Origin of the sequence: Clostridium sp. AF36-4 (genome assembly GCF_003435975.1) — a bacterium.
Taxonomy (GTDB): Bacteria; Bacillota; Clostridia; order Lachnospirales; family Lachnospiraceae; genus Eubacterium_F.
This window is the reverse complement of sequence record NZ_QTVH01000050.1, coordinates 1-438: the sequence shown is the minus strand read 5'-3', so window position 1 is coordinate 438 and position 438 is coordinate 1. Positions and strand designations below refer to the sequence as shown.

The 438-nt window shown below is 32.9% G+C and carries 1 protein-coding gene; it reads right to left on the bottom strand.

All coding sequences use genetic code 11. The annotated features are described in order from the left end of the window. Window positions 1-35: 35 nt before the first annotated feature. The coding region (locus DW005_RS13320; protein ID WP_147324448.1) for a VanZ family protein at window positions 36-438 on the bottom strand (403 nt) is incomplete at its 5' end.

Sequence of the window (438 nt, the reverse complement as noted above, 5' to 3'; positions counted from 1 at the left end):
TCACCTCCTCCTAACTTTATTAATAATTGCTCCTATTAATAATAACGTTCCAAAAAGCAAAAATCTGACAAATATTTTTCACATTCAATTTTCACGTTCCCATTTTGAAATATCTTTTCTAATAGAATCCGCAGCAAACAATAACCGGCATATCCAATTACAACACCAGAAAAATTGGCAATCACATCATTCATATCAATCCTATGCATATTAACTCCGACAAAAGCTTCCACCCCTGCCTGTATAATCTCCGTGATAGCGCCAAATAAAATCCCAGAAACTATTATTTTACGCCAATCACATTTATAAAGAATCGGAACCAAAAAGCCAAATGGCACGGTTATAATAATATTCAAAACAAATGTCTCCACATCTTCTATTGATAAAAAATGAAATGGTATGTAATTTACACATTGCCTGTTTAGTTCTTCCATATCC